The organism is Actinomadura sp. B10D3, assembly GCF_039871695.1.
Classification (GTDB): domain Bacteria; phylum Actinomycetota; class Actinomycetes; order Streptosporangiales; family Streptosporangiaceae; genus Spirillospora; species Spirillospora madurae.
In genome coordinates this window covers 112,046-131,770 of sequence record NZ_JBDPLY010000022.1, presented here as the reverse complement: position 1 = coordinate 131,770, position 19,725 = coordinate 112,046, and the positions used below count along the sequence as shown (strand labels likewise).

The following is a 19,725-nucleotide window of genomic DNA, read 5'->3' as shown; positions in this document are numbered from 1 at the left end:
AGTGATTACAACTGAGTGGAACGGGAGGACCTGTGCGTGCGATCCAGTACGAACGGTTCGGAGGGTACGAGGAACTGCGACCGGTGAAAGTCCCGTCGCCCAAGGGCGGCGACGCCAAGGCGGTCGTCCGGATGAGCGTGGCCGGAGTCTCGCCGCTGGACGACACGGTGCGATCAGGGAAGCTGGCCGCCGAGATGCTCAAGCCGCTGCCGATCGTCCCGGGCGCGAGCGGCGTCGGCACGGTGACCGACCCCGGTGCGTCGAGGCTCGCCCCGGGCACCCGCGTCCTGGTGACCGGATTCGGGTACTGCGTCGGACGCGACGGGACCTGGCGCGACTTCGTCGAGGCCGACCCGGATCATCTGATTCCGCTGCCGGACGGCGTCGATGACACGGCCGCCGCGGCCCTGTCCACCGGCGCCGGCTATCTGACCGCCTACCTTGCGCTGACCGAGATCGTGAAACTGCGGCCCGGCCAGAGCGTGCTGGCACCCGGCATCGGCGGATCGGTCGGCCTGGGCGGTGTCGAGGTCGCCAGGCTCCTCGGGGCGTCAACGGCGATCTCCACCGCCGGCTCCACCACCAAGGCCGAGGCTGGCCGCGCCGCCGGCCACCAGGTCATCGACCTGTCCCGGGAGTCCTTGCGGGACGGCGTCGCACGGCTGACCGGCGGCACGGGCGTGGACATCGTCCTGGACGGCGTCGGCGGCCCGATCACCGGAGCGGCGCTCGGGGCGCTGGCCAAGGACGGGTCATTGATCAGCATCGGCTATTCCGGCGGGATGCACACCACGATCAACGTCACCGACCTCATCTGGAAGACGGCGCACGTCCACGCGCCGAACTCGCCGAGCGCTACGGCTGGATCAACCGCGTCTTCCCCGGCGACGAGATCGGCCCCTTCGTCGATGCTCTCGCCCGCCGGATCGCCTCCTTCCCGCCGCACGCCGTCCTGCTGGCGAAGCGAGGTAGGACGCGGCCCGCCTGCCCGCCCACGAAGGCCTCCTTGAGGAGGCGCACCTGTTCGATCAGGCACTGGCCGACCCTGGCACCAGGGAGCGCATGCAGGCGTTCCTCGCGGCCGGCGGCCAGACGGCCGACGGTGAACTCGACATCGAGTCGCTCATCGACCGCCTCTGACCGCTGATGCGCAGCCGTCATCATTATGTGCATAATAATGATGCGCATAACTATCTCGTCGAGGAGGGCTCATGGACTTCGACCGAGCCGACACCGTCAACCGGGCCGTCCGCCTGCTGAGCCTGCGGCACCGGGCCAGGATGTCGGCGCTGCTGGATCCGCTCGACCTGCATCCCGGCCAGGAGGCGCTGCTGCTCGAACTCGCCCGGACGGGCCCGATGATCCAGGCCGAGCTGGGCGACGCGCTCGGCACCGAACCGCCCAGCGTCACGCTCATGGTCGGCAAACTCGAAGCGTCCGGTCGCGTGCGGCGCGGCCCCGCACCGTCCGACGGGCGCGCCAGTGTCGTCGAACTCACGGACCGCGGCAGAGCGGTCACCGAATGGGTCAAGGAGCTCTGGTGCACCCTGGCCGAGGAGACCATGGCAGGCCTTCCGGCCGAAACCGCGTCTGAATTGCCCGGTCTCCTCGGAACCTTGACCGCCAATGTCGATGGCCGGCGCCCCCACAAACCGCAGCCCCGCACCAATAGCGCGGTCACGGAATCGCGACCGGCCGGATTTGATCAGGGTATGGCACTGAATGGCGAATACGAGCCGAGCGCGTTGGGTTGGGTCCGCGATCACGTCGAGCTGATCATCCGCACCGGCACCACCGGCAGCGTCACGATGAAAGGGCGGCCCACCGTGCTGATGACCTACCGGGGCGCCAAGACCGGCAAGATCCGCAAGACGCCGCTGATGCGCGTCGAGCACGAGGGGCACTATGCGGCCGTCGCCTCCCAGGGCGGTGAGCCTGCCGACCCGAAATGGTATGCCGCGCTGGTCGCCCGGCCGGCCGTCGAACTCCAGGACGGCTCGGAAACCCGGCGGTACGCGGCGCGGGAGGTGTTCGGGGACGAGAAGGCCCTCTGGTGGCAACGGGCGGTGGACGCGTTCCCTGACTACGCCGCCTACCAGCACAGAACAGAACGCCAGATCCCCGTCTTCGTACTCACCCCCGTAACCGGCGGCTGACGACTTGATGCTGCGACGATTCCGAGGGGACTCGGACGGCGTTTTCCAGGACTGTCATAACCGATGGCTCAGACGCCCGCGATCCGTCCAGAGCCGCAGATGTCGCCCCGCGAACAAGTCATGGAAGACCAGTTGCGCACGACGACGGGTCCAACGCCCGGCCTCGGGGTCAAGGACGCCGTGGCGCCGACCTCTGGTCTGACTGGACGGTCGGCCGCAACGGCGCTCAGCCGTCGGTCATGCGCTGGAACGGGTCGGCGTGACATCGGCACTTGTGAACTCCTCCCGCCATCCATCGTCCCAAGCGATCAGGTGTCCACACGGCCGGGGCACCTTCAGCGTCGTTCTCTAGTCCCTGAGGGGGATCACGTTGGCCCGTGCGGGCGAGGGCGACCCCGGGCATGAGCTGTGATCATGCAACGACCAGCCGACATCCGTGTCGTGGAACCCGAGGGAGACAGCCATGCCAAGTGCCAGGACGCGGACGATCCTCATCGCCGCCGTCGTGATCATGGCGGCCGGTGGTGTCACCACCGCTTACGCCGCCGGCCCGCAGGACGGGCCGGGGACCAGGCCCGCGGCCGGAGCCAAGGAGGCGAGCGTCCGTGGGGCCGCCGACTTCCAGATGCCGTTCGCGCCAGACAAGGACGTCCGCCACTTCGAGTTCGAGGCACGCGCCGCCCCCTACACGCGACCGTTCCCGGCGGCGCCGCACGGACTGCCGTCCGACGCCGCGGGCACCGTGAAGGTCAGCCATTACCTCGCGCGGCAGAACACCACCGTCCATTTCGAGGCCGCCGTGGACTGCATGATCACCAGCCCTGGATACGCGGCGCTCACCGCCAAGGTGGTACGCGTGGACGACTTGGTCCAGGACTGGCTCGGCAAGCGATTGGGCTTCAGCATCCAGGACGCCGGCGCGGACACCCCTGGACGCACCCGGGACCGGGTCGGCTTCTCCTGGCTCTTCGGCAACGTCGAAGAAGATCAGGACGGCAACGCGATCGAAGGCAAAGTCGGCACCTGCCAGGCACCGGCCCCCTTCGCTTCCGTGACAAAGGGCGGCTACACCGTCAAGCACGCAGAACTCACCCCGCCCCCGCCGGGTGCCGGCTAAAGGCACCTCTCTGTGTCAAGCGGCGGCAAGCAGAGAGGTGTTCGCGTACGGCCCGGAACCGGCTGCCGTCGGGCGGGCGTCGTATCGATCATGCTGAGAGCTGAGGACTTCATGGCGTCGGCCGACGTGGACACCGACGTGGCGGCCAACGTGCTCGCCTATGTGGCCGAGTTGGAGCGGCGTGGTGTCGTCGTCTCCGATGTGGAACACGAGCCGGACGCCGACGGCACGGAGGAGTGGTCCTTCCGCCTCAAGATCGCGGATCGGTGGCTGGTGCGCGTCATGATGCCGGTCTGGCCGCTGGAATGGATACAGCGACCCGGGGACTTTGAGGAGCAGAGGGCGAACACCGAGTGGCAGGGCGACATTTACGTCGACGGCGGCCTGGACGGCCCGGACGACTTCGACGGTGAGTACCCGACCTGGGAGGAGGCCGTCGAAGCGGGCGTCCGCATCGCCCAAGGCGCCGAGCAGGAGGTCTGACGGCCGACCCGAACCACAAGCGGCGGCTCGCCGAGCCCTCGCCGCGCGGGCCGAGGGCGTCGGCGGTGTCATGAGCACCGTCCTCCGCTACGCCGAGGACACCGTCACGGACATGCTGGGCGTCCCCGCGGAGCAGGGGTGGCGGACGGCGGCGATGCTGGCCTTCGGCTACCCGCTCGGCCGATGGGGCGTCGCCGCCAACCGCCGCCCCGTGTACGAGGTGGCCTCCCGCAACCACTGGAGCGGCCCATTCGGCGCCGAGGTCCCTGAACCCTTGTGGAGCGACCCGGCGGAGAACTCTGCGAGCTGACCGGAGCCGTCCGGCGGCACCGCGCCGGCCCGGCCGGCAAGGCCGGGGCGCTGGTCACCGGGCGGCCAGGCGCCCACCGCCCTCGTGGACGCCGGCGGTGAAGTCCCGCACGGCCGTGACGCACTGTCGAGCGCCTACTGATCGCCGCGCAGGTACCGGGTCACCATGTCCACCAGTTCGTTCTCGAACGTCTCGACGGGAACGGTCCGCGGGTGGGCCATGAACTTGTGGGTGTTCAGTTCCACGGTGGTCACGATCAGGTCCGCAGCCGTGTCGAGGTCTCGTACGCGGACGTCAGGGTGGCGGGCGAGCAGATCGCGCACCTGACCGACGCGCGTCTTCTCGTGTCGGCCGATCGTGTCGAGCAGTTCCCGCGAAAGGGGCACCTCCTCGAGCATGATGCGCAGCAGGTGCGGATCGTCACGGTGGTTGTCGATCGCGTCGCGGACCAATGTCCGCACCGTCGCCTCCAAGCCTCCGGCCGACAGATCGAACTGGTCGGCCCGCGTCCAGGTGCCGCGGTCGAGGTGCCGCACCGCCAGCTCGGCGAGGATGGCGTCCTTGTTCGGGAAGTACTGGTACAGCGAACCGATGGAGATGCGGGCGCGTTCGGCGATGCGGTTCGTGGTGCCGGCGGCGTAGCCGTACTCGGCGAAAACGTGAGCAGCGGCGGTGAGGATGCGCTCGCGGGTGAGCTCGGCGCGCACCTGGCGGGGCGTGCGACGTGGTTGAAGACGGCGGTCGGCCGACGGCATCCGGGGTCCTCCTGGGGCACGGAAATGCGAGTAGCCAAAGACCTGAGCTATTGCTCACAATAGCCTTATGAGCTGCGTAAACAAAGCCCTAACCGATATGGGGCAGGTGCCGTGATCTCGACCGTGTACCTGCCCGACGCGAGGTGCGGCGCGTCGTCCGGCCCCTCCGATAAGGGGGTCGCCAGCGAGTCCGGGCCGACCACGGCGGTGCGGCTGCCTCTGGTCAAGGGCCCTGGCGTACCCCAGCGCGACATCTTCTTCTCCGGCCACCGGCGCCTGTGCCGGTCCCTCCCCGGCTGAAAGGTCTTCCCGTGCAGCAGGAAAGCCAGTTGAACGTCCCGGACCGGGTGACGACCGTGGAGGAGGTCGAGGCCATCGTCGGCCGCCCGGCATCGGCGATCATGCTCAAGCAGATCAGCGCCCTTGACGAGGGCTGCCGGACCATCCTCGCCCAGTGCCCGATCGCGGCCTTCGGCTACCGGGATGCCGCAGGAACCGGGAGGACGACCTTCATCGGCGGGACTCCGGGGTTCGCGCGCGTCCACTCCCCCACGCGGATCTCGTTCACCCTGCCCGAGCCGGGCGAGCCGCACGGCCCGGTCTCCTTCTTCTTCCTCCTGCCGGGCGTCGGGGAGATCCTGCGCGTCAACGGTTCGGTGGCCGGGCGCAGGGCCGCCGAGACGACCGTCGATATCGAGGAGGCGTACGTGCACTGCGCGCAAGCCGTCCTCCGCTCACGGCTGTGGCAGCCGCCCGCCCCGGCCGATCCCGCCGCCGGGATCACCGGTGACGGGCCCCTGTGCCGTCCCGGCGTCGCCGACTTCCTCGCCGCGGCGCCGTTCCTCGCGCTGTCCTCCTGGGACTCCTCCGGCGGGAGCGACACCAGCCCGCGCGGCGACCGGCAGGCGGTGGCGCGGATCCTGGACGGCCGCACGCTCGTCATCCCGGACCGCAGGGGCAACAAGCGCGCCGACACGCTCCACAACCTCCTGGAGGACGACCGGCTCTCGCTGGCCGCGCTCGTCCCGGGACGCACCGGAGTGCTGCACGTCCGCGGCCGCGGCGCGATCACCACCGATCCCGCGCTGCTGGAGACGATGGCGCTGCGCGGGATGTCCCCGCACGCGGCACTGCTCATCGACGTCGAACACGCCGAACTGACCGGCAACGACGCCGTGGCACGCTCGCGGCTGTGGACCCCCGGCGCGCACCTCGACCGCGACGCCATGCCGGACCTGATCGGGCTGGCGCGAGAACACCTCACCGCCAACTCCGCCAGCACCGACGGCGGCCCACCGGCGTTCCCCCTCAGAGTCGTCGGGGCGATCCCTGGGATCAATCGGCTGCTCAGGCTGGTGATCAACCGTGCCTACCGGTCCGGGCTGCGAAAGGAAGGCTACGAGGACATCGAGGACGGCGCGGGCGATCGGCGCCGCGGCTCCACCCACGCGCACCGTGATCTCCGCGCCGGAGACCGCCTCGCCGTCCGCGGCCCGTCCGGCTCATTCCACATCGAGCCGCAGTTCCCCGAGGAGATCGTGCTGGTCGCCGCGCATCGCGATCGGCTGTCGGTCACCCACGTACTGACCAGCAGGGACGGCCGACTCGACGCCGCCGGTGTAGGCCGCTGGATCAACGACCTGCAACCGAGCCGGAACGCCCATTACTACATCTGCGGCCCCGAACCACTCATGGAAACCGTGCGAGACGTCCTCGCGGGTCTCGCAGTCCCGGACACCCAGGTGCACCACGAGCGCTACACCAGCGGAGCCGACGCCACATGGCCACCATCGCGATGGTCGCGGCGACCGGATACTTCACGGAAGCCACGATCAGCCCGCACCTGAGCTTCGACATCGCCTGGTACTGGTACACGTTCGCCGCTCTCGGCGTGGTCTGCCTTCGCTCGCCACCATCTATGTGATGGCCGGGTGCTGCCTGAGCGTGATCGTGTCCTCTCTGCGGGGCACCGTGTCGGGCTCGATGTGGTCGACCAGGATCGCACCGGCCATCGCCGGCACCGGACTCGTCATCATCGGCGGAATCATCGTGGCCCACTATCAGGACGTCACCGGAAGCGACTCCCCGTACATCTTCGCGATGCCGCTGATCCTCGTCGCCGGCGCGGCATACGGAGCACTCGCCATACGCCGAGACCCTGACATCAGGCTCGAGAACTACGTCACCGAATGACCGTTGCCGTCCGATCCTCTCGTGGAGGACAGCGCCCGGGGGTGTATCTACCATCGCTGCGCTTTCCAGTGCTCGCCCCAGTCGTGGCCGCAGCCCCCGGGCCGTCCCTGGGTTGTAGATCTGGTCGTCAGTCGTCGCGGGTCAGGCCGACGAACATCGTCTGGTGGAGTTGGACGACGTGATCGTGGGCTATGTCGACCGCCGCCGCGTCGTGCCGGCGGATCGCTTCGACCAGGGCCCGGTGCTCGTCGTTGGACCGCCGCAGCGTCTCGAGCGGGTACGGCAGGTAGTAGTGGTACAGATCGCGCAGCACCGCGCCGTACGGCTCGACGGCCGCCGGGGCGCCGGTCGCAGCGGCGACGGCGAGGTGGAACCGCTCGTCGCAGCCGTGAAACTCCGCCCAGTTCGCCGCCCGGTCCATGTCGGCGACGAGGTCGTCGAGGGCTGCGACGGCCGCATCGTCGGCGTGGCGGGAGGCGAGGTAGGCGATGCCGCATTCGAGGGCCAGGCGGTGGTCGATCAGCCGGTGCACGTCGGCGGCGGCGGACCGGTAGGCGTTCATGGCCTTGACGGCCTGCCGGCTGGGGTGCTCGGCGACGAGGGTCCCGCCGTTCCGCCCGCGGCGCCGTTCGAGTAGGCCGTCCTCGCAGAGCGAGACGAGCGCCCGCCGCACGGTGATCTCCGCGACGTCGAGGGCCCGGGCGATCTGGTCATTGGCGGGAAGGCGCTCCCCGGGCGCCAGCAGCCCGAGGTCGACCGCGAGTGCGATCCGGGCCCGCACCGTCTCCAGCGCCGAGAGCCGCCGGATGCCGCTGAGCGCCGGTGCGCGAAGCCTTTCGGTGGTCGCGCTGCCGCCCGGCTCGGGCGCGTCGGGAGGGACGGCCATGCGCCCACTCTAGCGATGCCGAGGAAGGTCCTCAGGTCCGACCCCTTGGATAACTGCTCATTTTGCTCTATTTTCTCCTCAGGCCCAGAGAGAGGCGGACGACCGTGGCCCGACCACTGCCCATCACGCTCGCGCAGGTACCGCCGCGCCTGTTCACGGCGCCTTTCGCCGACTTCGCCGCCCAGGCCCGGGACCTGCTCGACCGGTATCGGGCAACGCGAGTCCTGGTGTACCCGGAGCTGCACCTGTGCGGCGTGGACACCTCGCGCGGGCATGTGCGGCAGCAGGTGCGGGACGCCGCCGAGCCGCTGGACGGGCCGCGAAGTGCGGAGCTCGCCGAGCTGGCGCGCGAGCTCGGGATCTGGCTGCTGCCGGGCAGCGTCGTCGAGCGCGGCACGAACGGCGAGCTCTTCAACACGGCGCTCGCCTTCTCTCCCGAGGGCCGCCTCGCCGCGTCGTACCGGAAGGTCTTCCCCTGGCGGCCGTACGAGCCGTACGACCCCGGCGAGCGGTTCGTCGTCTTCGATCTCGACGGCGGCGGCCGGGTCGGGTTCGCGATCTGCTACGACATCTGGTTCCCCGAGGTCGCCCGCCACCTGGCCTGGATGGGCGCCGAGCTGATCGTCAACCCGGTGATGACCACGACCAAGGACCGAGCGCAGGAACTGGTGCTCGTACGTGCCGCCGCCATCGCCAACCAGGTCTTCGTCGCGAGCGTCAACACCGCCGGACCGACCGGTACCGGGCACTCCCTGGTGGTCGACCCGGAGGGCGCCGTACGTGCCGAGGCCCCCGGCGACGCCCCCGCCGTCCTCACGGACCTGCTGGACCTGGACGAGGTCACCCGCGTCCGTACGCACGGCACGGCCGGCGTGAACCGCATGTGGGACCAGTTCAACGACGCAGACTCCCCCATCGAACTGCCGCTGTACGAAGGCCGCATCGACCCTCGGCGGTGGCGCCCGGCGGGCCATCACCCTTCCGCGACCAACTGAGCCTGTCCCTCGCACCACCCCAGGGAGCCGTCCATGGACACCCATCCCCGTACGCTCAAGCGCAGCCTGACCCTGAGATCGGTCGTCCTGTTCGGCCTGGCGTACATGACACCGCTGATCGTCCTCGGCACGTTCGGGGTCGTGGCGACCACGACGAACGGCGTCGTGCCGACGGCCTATCTGCTCGCGCTCGTCGCGATGCTCTTCACCGCTTACAGCTACGGACGCATGGCGACGGCGTACCCGGTGGCCGGCTCGGCGTACACGTACGTACGGCGCGCGATCGAGCCCCGGCTCGGGTTCCTCGTGGGCTGGGCGACGCTACTGGACTACTTCTTCCTGCCGATGGTCATCTGGCTGATCGGCGGGGCCTACCTGCAGGCCAGATTCCCCGGCGTGCCAGGCTGGACGTGGATCCTCGCCTACATCGTCGTGACCACTGTGTTGAACCTGCTGGGAATCAAGACCGCAGAACGCACCAACAACCTGTTCATGGTCTTCCAGATCCTGGTCATCGCAATCTTCGTGCTGCTGTCACTGCGGCACGCCGTCCACGTGGACGGCGCCTCGGCGCTCGCCTCGGGGACTCCGTTCTTCCACGACGGGACGACCTTCGCCGGCATCTCGGGCGGGGCGGCCATCGCGGCGTACTCCTTCCTCGGCTTCGACGCGGTCACCACGCTCACCGAGGAGACCGTCGATCCCGAACGCACGATGCCGCGCGCGATCCTTCTGATCGCGCTGATAGGCGGGGCCATCTTCGTCACGGTCGCCTACACCACGCAGCTGGCCCATCCAGGCAGCGCATTCGAGGACTCCAGTTCCGCGGCCTTCGAGATCGCCGTGACGATCGGCGGTGACCTGTTCTCCTCGATCTTCCTGGCAGGTCTGGTCGTGGCGCAGTCCGCCTCCGGGATCGCGGCCCAGGCCAGCGGGTCACGCCTGCTGTTCGCGATGGGACGTGACTCGGTCCTGCCGCGCCGGCTGTTCGGCTACGTCCACCCGCGTTTCCGAACCCCGGCCTTCAACATCCTGCTCACCGGCGCGGTCGGCCTCATCGCGCTCCGGCTGAGCGTCGCCACCTCGACGTCGTTCATCAACTTCGGTGCCTTCGTGGCATTCACGTTCGTGAACCTGAGCGTCATCGCGATGTTCGTCCGCGACCGCCGCTCCGGCGCGGGCGGCCGCGTCCTGACCGGCATCCTGGTCCCCGCGGTCGGCGCGCTGGTCGACCTTTGGCTGCTGTTCCACCTCGATGGAAGAGCCCTGATCCTCGGCCTGATCTGGCTCGCGCTCGGCGTCGCCTACCTGGCGTACCTGACGAGATTCTTCCGGCTCGCACCCCCGGAGCTGGAGTTCACCGAGGACAAGCGTCCTGCCGAGCCGGTACCCACCGAATAGACCCGGAACGGCCGGCCGGTCGAGGAACAGGTCGCGCCGGGAAGGTCACGCTGCCGGTGCCGCTTGGCCAACGAGGTGGCGCGGCGGATGGTGGAGGACGACGTCTGATGAGCCTCATCGACGCCGCGGCGGCCTGCGCGGGATCCGGTCGGTGCGCATGGTGCCGGTCTGTTGCCGTTCAGGGGCGGGCGGGTGTCCGTTACCTGGGGTGGACGGCGTCGAAGATCCTGCGGAGGTCCTCGGGGGTGACGCCCTCCCGGAGTTCGGCCGGGTCGTCCACGACATGTTCCAGGTGGCCGCGGGCCGCCTCCAGATCACCGCGGCGTGCGGCGATCCGCGCGGCGACGCGGTTCGCGACCCGATGCCTGGGGTGCCGCTCGAGGAGGGCGTCCACCAGGGGGCTCGCCTCGTCGTCGAGTTCCAGGTCGCAGAGAAGATCGGCCAGGTCCGAGCGCGGGTCGAACAGTGAGGTGGCCGTGAAACCGCTGTAGCCCTTCCGCACCGACGGGTGCACCTCGACCGCCGTGCGCAGCCAGTCGGCCGCCTCGTCCAGCCGTCCCTGACCGCGCAGGGACAGGCCCAGCCAGTACGCCGCCTCGTGCAGCGGCTCCTTCTCCTCGCGGCCTTCCCAGGCGATCCGCAGCACCGGCTCGGCTTCGGCGTACGCCCCGCGCCGGACCATGCTCCGTCCGGCGAGCCAGCCGCACCAGGCGACACCCCCCTGGACCGCGAGCACCCACATGCGCTCGGCCTCCTGCCGGTCGCCGTACTCGTCCGAACGCGACCCGGCCCACCAGGCGGCCTCGCCGTGGCCGAGCCGGCCGGCGCGCCGCAGCCACTTCTCGGCCTTGAACTCGTCCTTGGCGTACAGATAGAACCGCCCGACGCGTTCGATCAACTCCACGTCCGCGGGATCGGCGACCGGAGCTGCGCCGGCACGTTCATAGGCGGCCTCGGCCGCGGGCAGGAACCACTCGATCACATACTCCGAGTCGGCGTTGCAGACGTCGTACAGGAACTCGCCCAGTTCCAGCTTCGTCTGCGGATCGCCGTCCTCGGCCGCCAGGCGGAACCACTTCACAGCCTCCGGGAGTGCGCGCTTGTGCCGGAGCAGCCGAGCCAGTTCGGCCGCCGCCGCGCGGTCGCCGGCCTCCGCGGCGGTGCGCAGGTCCGGCAGCCGCGCCTCATCCACCTCGTCGAGCAGGTTGTCGGGCTGCCGGCGATACTCCTCGACACGCTCCAGCCCGGCCGCGTAGTCCTTGTCGTTGTCCTCATCCGCTCGTTCGCCGTACGCCGTATACCAGCGCTGCGCCTCATCGAGCCGCCGTTGGTTCAGGTAGAGGACGGCCAAGTTCCACATCGCCTCGGGCCGGCCGAGGTCCGCCGCGCGCCGCAGCCACGTCTCGGCCTTGTCCAGGTCACCGTGCTCGCGCTGCAGAAGGCCGTAGACATACGGGACGAATCCCGACTCCGGGAATCGTTCCGCCGCCTTCTCCATAGCGCTCTGCGCGTCCTCCCAACGGTCGAGCTGGACCAGCAGCAGTGCCTTCCAGACCAGAGGAGCGTCGTCCTGCGCCACTTCGGCGGCCTTGTCGTATACCAACAGCGCATCGTCGAGGTACCAGGGGTACGTCCTGAAGTTCTCGGCCCGGTCACGCAGGTCGTGGACGGCTTCCAACGCCCACTCCAGGTCGTCCTTGTCCTCCTCCGCCTGATCCAGAAGGTCGTCGCACCTGAATATCTCGCTGGAGAGGCCGTCCATCAGGCCCAGAGCGTCACCGGCAACGTGATCGCCCTCCCGCTGCGCCTCCTCCAGCCGTGCCCTGGCCTCGTCCTCCCTGTACTGACTGGCGAGCAGGACCGCACCGTTGGTCTTGCACTCCAGACTGCCCAGGGCGGCGCCCCTGTCGTACCACTCGGCCGCCCCGGCGAGGTCGCCGGATTTCTCCAGCAGTGTCGCCAGGCCGAACGCGCAGCCGCCGTCGTGATCCGCCGCGGCCCGGTACCAGCGCTCCGCCTGGTCGTACTCGCCCCTGTCACGCAGGATGATCGCGAGCGTCCGGGCGGCGTGCCCGTCGCCCGCGAGGGCGGCGGGCTCCAGCCACGGCATGGCCCCGTCCACGTCCTTGACCGAACCGCCCATCAGGAACGTGGCGTACTCCACGCCGGCCTGCGGATCTCCCGCCTCGGCAGCGGCGCGGAACTCGGATCCGGTGGGTTCCTGCGGGGAGTTCGTGGACATCCGCCAGTCATACCAGAGATCGTTCAGCGCTCGTCCGACAAGATCAAAAAGAACACGACCTGTCGCCTTTACTTTGTAGATCACTGCGTCCGGGCCCTTGACCGTCCGCGAGACGCTGGACGCACTCAATGAGAACCGGACCCCGCCGCTGGCCTACACCACCGTGCTCACCGTGATGAGCCGGCCGGCCGAGAAGGGCGCCCTCACCCGCAGCACCCAGGGGAGGCGGACCTGTTTCGGAGGTGTCCGCCTCCCCGCCGGGTCAAACCGGAGTGGGCTGGTCGGCGCCGGTCGCGATGGCGGCGCGGAGACGGTTCAGTTCCTTGGGGTAGTTGACGGTGGCCGCGCCCACCAGGACGCCGTCCCGCGAGAACGCGACCGCGAACTTCGACTCCTCGACCGAGCCGGCGACGATCGTGCTCTGGTCGGCGAGACGCGGAAAGCCGGCCCACTGGATGCGCTTGCCGTGCACGCGCGTGCCGAGCCCGGCCACCTCGACGAAGGGTTCGGCGCCGGAAGGCCCGCGCAGCAGATTGCGCGCGGCCAAGGCTCCCTGCTCGTTGGCGTTCGCCCAGTGCTCGACGCGGACCGGCTCGTCGCCGAAGAGCCGATGAGGCCAGCGGGCGACGTCGCCCGCGGCGACGACGTCCGCGAACCCGAGCGCGAACAGCCTGTCGTCGGTGAGGACGCCGTCCTGGACCTGGACGCCACTGCCGTCCAGCCACTCGGTGTTGGGGGCGACTCCCATCCCGGCGATGACCAGGTCCGCCGGGATCGACCGTCCGTCGCTCAGGTGGACGGCCGCGACCCGGCCGTCGGGGCCGCCTTCCAGACGGTCCGCCCGGACGTCGGTCACCAGGTCGACGCCGTTGCGCCGATGGTGCTCGGCGAGCCAGTCCGCCACCTGCCGGCCGACCACGCCGATCATGGGGAGCGGCCCGCTCTCGATGAGCGTCACGTCCATGCCCTGGGCGCGTACCGCGGAGGCCACCTCGCCTCCGATGAACCCGCCGCCGATGACGACGACCTGCCGAGGCCTGTGCGCGAGAGCCGTCCGAAGTTCCTTGGCGTCATCGATGGTGCGCAGGACGTGCACTCCGGTCAGCGCCATCTGGTCCTCGGGCAACCGCCGCGGACGGGCACCGGTCGCTATGACCAGGCCGTCGTAGGCGAGTTCGGAGCCGTCGTCCAGGACGACCACCCGATCCGCGGTGTCGAGCCGGACCGCGCGGCGACCGCCCAGCCATGTGGCGTCGAACTCGTCGCCCCCGGGTAGGGCGACGTCATCATCGCCGGTGAGAACGTTCTTGGACAGCGGCGGCCGGTTGTACGGAAGGTGTGGTTCGGCTCCGACCAGCGTGAGTTCGCCGGCATACCCCTCGCTCCGAAGCGTCTGGACGGCGCGGACGCCCGCCAGCGAAGCCCCTGCGACAACGATCCGAGTGTGGTCACCCATGGCAGCGCTCCTCTCATATGCCCTACCCCCCTAGGGTATATGGACGCCTCCGGCGCTTGGCAAGCTGAAGGCACCGAAGCCTGATCTCCAAACGCCCGCCACTCCCCGGCCGGCCGCCCACGGCGACCTCGCGGAGCGCTCCAGGCTTCAGCCGCCGACCAGGGCCGCTCCCTCTCCTCGCCCTCGGCTTCGCAGCTGCGCCCGACCTCCCCTTCGACACTCCGAGCCTCGTGTCGATCGACTCACCACGTGGAACCGGCGACTACACCATCAAAGAGTGGGGGAACGGCCCCGTCCCACACCACGTCGCCACAGCGCGAAGCGATCGCCATCGCCGTCGACCGGAGACAAGGGCCACTCCAGCTCACCCGTGCACCGCCGCGCACAGCCCGTCTCGGGGATTCGCCCGGTTAGCGGGCGGTCTTCAGCGCGTCCCCGCCGTCTCCGCCGGGGCCGCGTCCGGTGGCGCCGGGACGGCCGCGGCGGCGTGGGCGGCCGAGTCGTCGCCCGGGAGGCGGCGCAGCCAGCCCGGCATCGACCAGGTGGCGCGGCCGAGCAGGGTCATGATCGCCGGAAGCAGCACGCCGCGCACGATCGTGGCGTCGAGCAGGATCGCGACCGACATCCCCACGCCGAACATCTTGTACTCGATGGCCGACAGCGTGGTGAAGATCGTGAAGACGCCGACCATCACCACCGCCGCGCTGGTCACCACCCCGGCACTGCCGGCGATCCCGCCGACGATCGAGTCGCGGTGCGCGGCGCCGCCGAGGCGCCGCTCGCGGATCCGGCTGAGGATGAAGATGTGGTAGTCCATGCTCAGCCCGAACAGCATGACGAACATGAACAGCGGCAGCCAGCTCAGCACCGCTCCGTAGGAGGTGAAGGCGAGCACCGAGGTGAGGTGGCCGTCCTGGAAGACCCAGGTCACCACCCCGTAGGCCGCGCCGACCGACAGCAGGTTCAGCGCGATCGACACCAGCGGGATCGCCACCGACCGGAACGCCGCGAGCAGCAGCACGAACGCCAGCGCGAGCACGGACGCGAACACGATCGGCGTGCGGCCGTGCAGGCGGGCGGCGAAGTCGTGCGGACCGGCCGTCGTACCCGTGACCGCGTAGTGGATCCCGTCGACCTCGCCGAGCGTCGCCGGCAGCGCCTTCTCCCGGAGCACCTCCAGCGCCCGCATGGACGCGGCGTCCGAACCCGAGCCCGCCAGCGGCACGTTCACCACCAGCACGTTCCCGACCTCGTCGACCTGGATCGGCTCGCCCAGCGCGCCGCCGCTCGCCGCGACCTCCCGGTGGAGCCCGTCGACGGCCTTCGCCACCGCCGGGTCGTGCACCCGGCCGCCCCAGACGACGACCTCGGCCGGGGACGGCCCGCCGGGGAACTCCTCCTGGATGCGCGCCGCCGCGTCCACCGTGGCGTTGCTGCGCGGCAGGTCGTTGGTGAGCGCCGGGTCCTGCAGCCGCATCCCGAACGCGGGAACCGACAGCACGGCGAGCAGCACCGCCGCGACGCCGCCCAGGAGCACGGGACGCCGGACGACCGCACGCGCGATCGCCGCCCAGAGCCGGGACTCGCCGGCCGCCGTGCGGCGCCTGCCGAGCCACGGCACCCGGCCCCTGTCCACCCAGCGGCCGAGCGCGGCCAGAAGCGCCGGCAGCACCGTCACCGAGCCGACCACGGTGAGACCCACCACCAGGATCGTGCCGACCGCCATGCCGCGGAAGACGTCGATGCCGGTGACGAACAGCCCGGACAGGCAGAGCATCACCGTGACGCCCGACATCACGACCGCACGGCCCGAGGTGCGGGCGGTGATCCGCAGCGCCTCCCCCACGGTCCGCCCCGCGGCCCGCTCCTCGCGCTCGCGGCGCAGGTAGAACAGGGAGTAGTCGACGCCGACCGCCATCCCGATCAGCAGCACCATCGAGGCCACGGTGCTGTTGATCGGCATGACCTGCTTGATGACCTGGACCAGGCTGACGGTGGCGACCACCGCCGACAGCGACAGCAGGACGGGGATCCCGGCGGCGACCAGCGCGCCGAAGACCACGACGAGGATGAGCAGGGTGAGCGGCAGCGACAGCATCTCCGAGCGCTTGTAGTCGTCGCCGTAGACCTCGTCGGTCGCCTTGGCGATGCTGCGGTCGCCTGCCTGCGCGATCCGCAGGTCCGGGTACTTCTCGCGGACGGAGTCGACGGCCTTCGCCGAGGCGGCGAACGCGGCGTCCTTCTCGTCGTCGGTGCCCGTCATCTCGAAGACGACCAGGCCCGACCTCCCGTCGGCGGAGATCAGCCGCTTGCCGGAGCCGGGGTCGAGCGGCGACAGGATCCCCGACACAGGTGCCGTCTTCAGCGCCGCCACGAGGTCCTGGACGGCCTGCCGCAGCTCCGGGTCGGAGGCGAAGGGCCCGCCCGGCGTCCTCTCCTGGACGAGCACGTTCTCGCGCGCCGTTCCGTCCACGTCCTGCTCGTTCAGGATCCGCTGCCCGCGCCCGGCCTCACCCGGACCGGTGGTGTGCGCCTGGTCGCCGGTGACCAGCCCGCTGAGCACGAACGCGATCACGACCAGTCCGAACCACGCGGCGATCACCGGCCACTTGTGCCGCGCGGACCAGGCCGCGACCCGTTCCACCACCGGCCCGCGCGCCGGCGGCGCCCCGGAGGCGGAAACGGGTTCGGGCCCGGCGCCGGAAGCGGAATCGGGGTCCCCGGACGATATGGGGGCGTTCTCGGACATGGTCGTCTCTCCTCGATCAGCTCGTCGACGTCCGCGCGGCACGAGGCCCGCGCGGCGGATCACGCCGCCATGACCCGCGCGGTCGCCTGGACCCGGCCGGCCCGGACGGTGACCGACCGGCATGCCAGGCCGACCTCGGCCACCCAGAAGCGGTCCAGCAGGACGGTCGGGCGGGCGTGCATGGACTGCTGCCGCCTCCGGAACACCACCTCGACGGCGTCCGCGCTCAGCGGGATCTGCCCCCATGCCAGGGACCAGGACCGCCCGAGCCTGCGGCCCCGGCGAGCCCCGCGCAGCAGGGCGGGGCCCGTGACCGCGGCCACCGAGACGTCCTCGAAGCCGCTCACGGAGTAGACCTCCAGGGCGGGGCGCCGCCCGGTCCCCCGGGCGCTGCGCAGCAGCCAGCCGCTCAGCGGGAGAGAGAGTTCATGCGGATCGGAGTCGCCGGCACCGTCACTGATCGACTTGCCATGGAGCAGCATGAGCTGCTCTCCTTTCCATGAAGGCGCGTTCTCTGTGCGACCTCGCCCGCGGGCGAGAGGATGGTACGTCTTCCATCGCTGGGTCGCCGAGTTGCCGCTCGGCGGCCCAGATCACGCGAGGGTCGTTACTCGACCTCCTTGAGGATGCGTTCCAGCGATTCCACCCGGGTGCTGATGTCGGCGAGGTGGACGGCGATCTCGCGGAGCTGGAGCTCGGTGTTCTCCTGAACGAGCAGGGCGGCCTCGGCCAGCTTGCGGTGGTCCTGGTCGCGCTCGGCCTCCGCCCTGGCCCGCTTGACGGCCGCGTACTGCCGGATGCCCACCGTGATGACGGTCGTGAGCAGGACGAACACCCCGATGACCGAGACGACGTCCTCGACGATCCACGCGTCACCCATCGCGGGGCTCCTTCCGCGCGTCCCCGTCCCCGTCGCGCGGCGCCAGCGTCTCGGCCGCCGCCGCGCAGGCCTCCGGAGTGAGGTTCAGCGCGAAGGGCACGACCTCGTAGTACTTCATGGCCTTCCCGTCCTCCGACAACTCGAGGGTGGCCGTCACCAGCCCGACCGCTTCCAGCTTGCGCAGGTGGACCTGCAAGAGGGCCCGGCTGATGCCCAGGTCCCGGGCCAGCTGGCTCACATAGTTCCGCTGCTTCGACAGGACACCGATCACCCGTATCCGGTGCGGATTGGCGAGCACCGCCAGCACCTTCACCAGGTCATCTCCCGTCAGGTCCCCGATGCCCATGTCAACCTCTTGCACATGCCAACAAACGTTAGCGGGTGGCGTGCGGAGGGACCAGGCCTCCCGAGGTGAACCAGGGTCCCCCTGGGGAAAGATCAGGGGGACCCTGAGACGCGCGGCGGCCCCGGGCGCCGGCTCAGCGGGACGCGGGCACGCCGGTCACCTGCCGTGCAGCCTGCGCAGGTACTCGTAGTTGCCGGGCAGCGACGCGACCAGCTCCCGCTGCTCCTGCTTGACCCGCCCGAACAGCGGGAGCGCGCCCCTGATGGACTCGGGCTTGTGCGCCAGCAGCGGCAGCGGATGGTCGGGGGTCAGGCCGAGGCCGGCGAAGATGCAGTAGTAGCTGCCGTTGGTCCAGAAGTTGCGGAACTCCGCCTCGAAGTTCCCGTAGTAGGTGCTCTCGTCGGTCACCGGCGCGTTGATCGGCAGCCCCGCCTTGTACATCTCGACCTTCCGGCGGATGTTCTCCGGCAGGTGGATGTCCTTGGTCGCCCGCCAGAACGGGGTGTCCACGCGCGGCGACAGGAAGAAGTGCGCCTGGATGAAGTCGCGGGTGTCGTCGAACATGACCGCGATCTCCTCGTTGAACGAGTCGATGAGGGCCTGGTCGAACCCGGTGTCGGGGAAGTGCTTGACCAGCTGGTGGATCGCCGCGGTGATGAAGTAGATCCCCGTGGACTCCAGCGGCTCCAGGAAGAACGAGGACAGGCCGATGCCCACGCAGTTCTTGACCCAGGTGCGCTCGTTCCGGCCGACCCGGAAGCTCACCTGGTTCAGCGAGGCGGTGTCCGGGTCCAGTTTCCACATCTCGCAGAACTCGGCGGTCGCGTCCTCACGGGACTGGAACTTGCTGGAGAAGACGTAGCCGGTACCGAAGCGGCCCAGCATCGGGATCTTCCAGGTCCAGCCGCTGCTCATCGCGATGGCCGAGGTGTAGGGCTCCACGCCGTGCGCCTCGTCGTCGTGCGGAATCTGGGTCGCCACCGCGCTGTCGCACGGCAGGTGGTCGCCCATGTCGATGAACGGCTCGCCCATCGCCTTGTTCATCAGCAGGCTGCGGAAGCCCGAGCAGTCAATGAACAGCTGTCCCTCCAGCCGCTCGCCGCCCTCGGTGGTCAGCGCGGTGACGAAGCCGCGCTCGTCCTTCTCGACGCCGGCGAGCTTGTCCTGGACGTGGACCACGCCCTGCTTGCCGGTGGCGAACCGGCGCAGGAAGTCGGCCACCAGGTGGGCGTCGAAGTGCCAGGCGTACCGGGTCGCCGGACGGCCTTCCAGGTCGCGCGGGGCACGCTTGGCGTCCATGATCGCCGGTTCCCGGAAGCAGGCGTAGTCGAACGGCTCGTCGGTCCGGCCGTGGTGGCGCTCGTGGTACCAGTAGTGCGACAGCGGGATCCGGTCGTGGTCGGGCAGCAGCCCGAACGGGTGGTAGAAGTGGTCGCTGCCGTGCTCGTCCTCGCGGGAGACCGGGCTGGACTCGCCCGGCGTGCGCCAGTTGATGAACTTCACCGCCATCTTGAACGCGGCGTTGCACTCGGGCATCCACTCCTCCTCCGAAAGCCCGAGGTAGTCGAAGAAGGTCTTCTGCAGGTTCGGCACGGTGGCCTCGCCCACGCCGATCCTGGGAATGCCCGGGGCCTCCAGCACGGTGATCCGCGCGGTGCCCTGCAGGGCCTTGCCGAGGTAGGACGCGGTCATCCAGCCGGCCGTGCCGCCGCCGAGGATGACCACGCTGTCGATCTTGGTGTCGTGCATGAGGTGC

At 70.0% G+C, this 19,725-nt stretch carries 19 protein-coding genes and 1 pseudogene; 11 read left to right on the top strand and 9 right to left on the bottom strand.

Features of this window, described 5'->3' with window-relative positions; genetic code table 11:
- The first annotated feature begins 32 nt into the window (after nt 1–32).
- From ABGB11_RS28685 to ABGB11_RS28665, 5 genes are all read left to right on the top strand, one after another.
- Nucleotides 33–1,010, top strand: coding sequence for a zinc-binding alcohol dehydrogenase family protein (locus tag ABGB11_RS28685; RefSeq protein ID WP_347637704.1), 978 nt, complete (start codon nt 33–35; stop codon nt 1,008–1,010).
- Nucleotides 1,011–1,211: 201 nt separating this feature from the next.
- Nucleotides 1,212–2,156: a nitroreductase/quinone reductase family protein gene (locus ABGB11_RS28680; protein WP_347637702.1), complete on the top strand. Its 945-nt coding sequence runs from the start codon at nt 1,212–1,214 to the stop codon at nt 2,154–2,156.
- A gap of 463 nt (nt 2,157–2,619) precedes the next feature.
- Nucleotides 2,620–3,273, top strand: a complete 654-nt coding sequence (locus tag ABGB11_RS28675; RefSeq protein ID WP_347637700.1) for a hypothetical protein — start codon at nt 2,620–2,622, stop codon at nt 3,271–3,273.
- A gap of 111 nt (nt 3,274–3,384) precedes the next feature.
- The gene (locus ABGB11_RS28670; RefSeq protein ID WP_347637698.1) at nt 3,385–3,756 is read left to right on the top strand and encodes a hypothetical protein; all 372 of its coding nucleotides are present in this window, start codon (nt 3,385–3,387) and stop codon (nt 3,754–3,756) included.
- 70 nt (nt 3,757–3,826) lie between these two features.
- Nucleotides 3,827–4,066 carry a hypothetical protein gene (locus ABGB11_RS28665; protein ID WP_347637696.1) on the top strand — a complete coding sequence of 80 codons (240 nt, stop codon included), beginning with the start codon at nt 3,827–3,829 and terminating at the stop codon, nt 4,064–4,066.
- 134 nt (nt 4,067–4,200) lie between these two features.
- On the opposite strand, the gene ABGB11_RS28660 is transcribed toward ABGB11_RS28665, so the two are convergent.
- Nucleotides 4,201–4,821 (bottom strand): TetR/AcrR family transcriptional regulator, encoded by a 621-nt coding sequence (locus tag ABGB11_RS28660; RefSeq protein WP_347637694.1) that lies wholly within the window; start codon nt 4,819–4,821, stop codon nt 4,201–4,203.
- 111 nt (nt 4,822–4,932) lie between these two features.
- Between ABGB11_RS28660 and ABGB11_RS28655 the strand changes: the two genes are divergently transcribed.
- The 3 genes from ABGB11_RS28655 (at nt 4,933) to ABGB11_RS28645 (ending at nt 7,014) form a co-directional block, all read left to right on the top strand.
- Nucleotides 4,933–5,121 (top strand): hypothetical protein, encoded by a 189-nt coding sequence (locus ABGB11_RS28655; protein WP_347637692.1) that lies wholly within the window; start codon nt 4,933–4,935, stop codon nt 5,119–5,121.
- Nucleotides 5,122–5,132: 11 nt separating this feature from the next.
- Nucleotides 5,133–6,668, top strand: coding sequence for a pyridoxamine 5'-phosphate oxidase family protein (locus ABGB11_RS28650; protein ID WP_347637690.1), 1,536 nt, complete (start codon nt 5,133–5,135; stop codon nt 6,666–6,668).
- 76 nt (nt 6,669–6,744) lie between these two features.
- Nucleotides 6,745–7,014, top strand: coding sequence for a hypothetical protein (locus ABGB11_RS28645; protein WP_347637688.1), 270 nt, complete (start codon nt 6,745–6,747; stop codon nt 7,012–7,014).
- A 127-nt stretch (nt 7,015–7,141) separates the two neighbouring features.
- Here ABGB11_RS28645 and ABGB11_RS28640 read toward each other — a convergent pair whose 3' ends face one another.
- Nucleotides 7,142–7,900, bottom strand: a complete 759-nt coding sequence (locus ABGB11_RS28640; protein ID WP_347637686.1) for an FCD domain-containing protein — start codon at nt 7,898–7,900, stop codon at nt 7,142–7,144.
- A 104-nt stretch (nt 7,901–8,004) separates the two neighbouring features.
- Between ABGB11_RS28640 and ABGB11_RS28635 the strand changes: the two genes are divergently transcribed.
- Together ABGB11_RS28635 and ABGB11_RS28630 are read left to right on the top strand one after the other, a co-directional pair.
- A complete protein-coding gene (locus tag ABGB11_RS28635; protein WP_347637684.1) occupies nt 8,005–8,895 on the top strand; it encodes a carbon-nitrogen hydrolase family protein in 891 nt (296 codons plus the stop codon).
- 33 nt (nt 8,896–8,928) lie between these two features.
- Complete coding sequence (locus tag ABGB11_RS28630; protein WP_347637682.1) at nt 8,929–10,296, top strand: APC family permease; 1,368 nt, start codon at nt 8,929–8,931, stop codon at nt 10,294–10,296.
- A gap of 199 nt (nt 10,297–10,495) precedes the next feature.
- On the opposite strand, the gene ABGB11_RS28625 is transcribed toward ABGB11_RS28630, so the two are convergent.
- Nucleotides 10,496–12,538, bottom strand: a complete 2,043-nt coding sequence (locus tag ABGB11_RS28625; RefSeq protein ID WP_347637680.1) for a tetratricopeptide repeat protein — start codon at nt 12,536–12,538, stop codon at nt 10,496–10,498.
- Nucleotides 12,539–12,635: 97 nt separating this feature from the next.
- Here ABGB11_RS28625 and ABGB11_RS28620 point away from each other — a divergent pair.
- Nucleotides 12,636–12,764 (top strand): annotated as a pseudogene (locus tag ABGB11_RS28620) (BlaI/MecI/CopY family transcriptional regulator); the annotation flags it as partial.
- A gap of 36 nt (nt 12,765–12,800) precedes the next feature.
- On the opposite strand, the gene ABGB11_RS28615 reads toward ABGB11_RS28620, so the two are convergent.
- The 6 genes from ABGB11_RS28615 to ABGB11_RS28590 all read right to left on the bottom strand — a co-directional run bounded on the left by ABGB11_RS28615 (nt 12,801) and on the right by ABGB11_RS28590 (nt 19,718).
- Complete coding sequence (locus ABGB11_RS28615; RefSeq protein ID WP_347637678.1) at nt 12,801–13,994, bottom strand: FAD-dependent oxidoreductase; 1,194 nt, start codon at nt 13,992–13,994, stop codon at nt 12,801–12,803.
- Nucleotides 13,995–14,418: 424 nt separating this feature from the next.
- On the bottom strand, nt 14,419–16,743 hold the full coding sequence (locus tag ABGB11_RS28610) for an MMPL family transporter (protein WP_347637676.1): 2,325 nt from the start codon (nt 16,741–16,743) through the stop codon (nt 14,419–14,421).
- A 59-nt stretch (nt 16,744–16,802) separates the two neighbouring features.
- Entirely contained in the window at nt 16,803–17,225 is a 423-nt protein-coding gene (locus ABGB11_RS28605) for a hypothetical protein (protein WP_347637674.1), read from the bottom strand.
- A gap of 125 nt (nt 17,226–17,350) precedes the next feature.
- On the bottom strand, nt 17,351–17,623 hold the full coding sequence (locus ABGB11_RS28600) for a hypothetical protein (RefSeq protein WP_347637672.1): 273 nt from the start codon (nt 17,621–17,623) through the stop codon (nt 17,351–17,353).
- Nucleotides 17,616–17,969 carry an ArsR family transcriptional regulator gene (locus ABGB11_RS28595; protein WP_347637670.1) on the bottom strand — a complete coding sequence of 118 codons (354 nt, stop codon included), beginning with the start codon at nt 17,967–17,969 and terminating at the stop codon, nt 17,616–17,618. Before ABGB11_RS28595 ends, ABGB11_RS28600 begins: the two co-directional genes overlap by 8 nt.
- 156 nt (nt 17,970–18,125) lie before the next feature.
- Nucleotides 18,126–19,718: a tryptophan halogenase family protein gene (locus ABGB11_RS28590; protein WP_347637668.1), complete on the bottom strand. Its 1,593-nt coding sequence runs from the start codon at nt 19,716–19,718 to the stop codon at nt 18,126–18,128.
- Nucleotides 19,719–19,725: the final 7 nt, after the last annotated feature.

Excerpts from the sequence above, each read along its gene's own strand:
- ABGB11_RS28680 (WP_347637702.1), top strand. The coding sequence starts at position 1,212 with ATGGACTTCGACCGAGCCGACACCGTCAACCGGGCCGTCCGCCTGCTG.
- ABGB11_RS28675 (WP_347637700.1), top strand. The coding sequence starts at position 2,620 with ATGCCAAGTGCCAGGACGCGGACGATCCTCATCGCCGCCGTCGTGATC.
- ABGB11_RS28670 (WP_347637698.1), top strand. The coding sequence starts at position 3,385 with ATGGCGTCGGCCGACGTGGACACCGACGTGGCGGCCAACGTGCTCGCC.
- ABGB11_RS28665 (WP_347637696.1), top strand. The coding sequence starts at position 3,827 with ATGAGCACCGTCCTCCGCTACGCCGAGGACACCGTCACGGACATGCTG.
- ABGB11_RS28660 (WP_347637694.1), bottom strand. The coding sequence starts at position 4,821 with ATGCCGTCGGCCGACCGCCGTCTTCAACCACGTCGCACGCCCCGCCAG.
- ABGB11_RS28645 (WP_347637688.1), top strand. The coding sequence starts at position 6,745 with ATGGCCGGGTGCTGCCTGAGCGTGATCGTGTCCTCTCTGCGGGGCACC.
- ABGB11_RS28640 (WP_347637686.1), bottom strand. The coding sequence starts at position 7,900 with ATGGCCGTCCCTCCCGACGCGCCCGAGCCGGGCGGCAGCGCGACCACC.
- ABGB11_RS28630 (WP_347637682.1), top strand. The coding sequence starts at position 8,929 with ATGGACACCCATCCCCGTACGCTCAAGCGCAGCCTGACCCTGAGATCG.
- ABGB11_RS28625 (WP_347637680.1), bottom strand. The coding sequence starts at position 12,538 with ATGTCCACGAACTCCCCGCAGGAACCCACCGGATCCGAGTTCCGCGCC.
- ABGB11_RS28615 (WP_347637678.1), bottom strand. The coding sequence starts at position 13,994 with ATGGGTGACCACACTCGGATCGTTGTCGCAGGGGCTTCGCTGGCGGGC.
- ABGB11_RS28610 (WP_347637676.1), bottom strand. The coding sequence starts at position 16,743 with ATGTCCGAGAACGCCCCCATATCGTCCGGGGACCCCGATTCCGCTTCC.
- ABGB11_RS28605 (WP_347637674.1), bottom strand. The coding sequence starts at position 17,225 with ATGCTGCTCCATGGCAAGTCGATCAGTGACGGTGCCGGCGACTCCGAT.
- ABGB11_RS28600 (WP_347637672.1), bottom strand. The coding sequence starts at position 17,623 with ATGGGTGACGCGTGGATCGTCGAGGACGTCGTCTCGGTCATCGGGGTG.
- ABGB11_RS28595 (WP_347637670.1), bottom strand. The coding sequence starts at position 17,969 with ATGGGCATCGGGGACCTGACGGGAGATGACCTGGTGAAGGTGCTGGCG.
- ABGB11_RS28590 (WP_347637668.1), bottom strand. The coding sequence starts at position 19,718 with ATGCACGACACCAAGATCGACAGCGTGGTCATCCTCGGCGGCGGCACG.